Raw genomic sequence first — 539 nt, forward strand, 5'->3', positions numbered from 1 at the left:
GAATAGTCACCAAAATCGCATTAAGAATGTCGTTCTTTTTATTTTATCCAGAACAGTGATTTAGAGTTTTATATTATGAAACTGGTTGTTAATGAAGAAATGTTTTGATGTCACACTTGTAATGTTTTTGTAAATAAATGCTTTTAATTGTTACCTTTGTATGTAAAATCCACTGCAATATAGCGATTTGGGTCGCATATATAACTATAAAAGTACAATTTTTAAACACAACAAACTGGAGAAGAACGATGGATAAATCGCTCTCAAGTAAGATTTTTGTAGGCTTGTTTGCCGGCCTTATTATTGGTACTGCTATTCAGTACCTATTCAGCGGCATTGCTATTTTTGATACGTACCTACTCGGCGCTGCTGAAGGTGCTGGTGGTATGTTCGTATCACTTATCAAGTTGCTTGTAGTACCTCTTGTATACGTATCTATTGTTTGCGGTATCGTTGAGCTAAAAGATATTCGTTCATTCGGTCGTCTTGGTGGTAAAACCTTTGGTCTTTACATTATTAACACCATCATCGCGATTTCA

At 35.1% G+C, this 539-nt stretch carries 1 protein-coding gene; it reads left to right on the forward strand.

Annotated features, from left to right (window positions below; all coding sequences use genetic code 11):
* Window positions 1-248: 248 nt before the first annotated feature.
* The coding region (locus GCE9029_RS25435) for a cation:dicarboxylate symporter family transporter (RefSeq protein ID WP_157487863.1) at window positions 249-539 on the forward strand (291 nt) is incomplete at its 3' end.

Source organism: Grimontia celer, assembly GCF_900055185.1.
GTDB lineage: Bacteria > Pseudomonadota > Gammaproteobacteria > Enterobacterales > Vibrionaceae > Enterovibrio > Enterovibrio celer.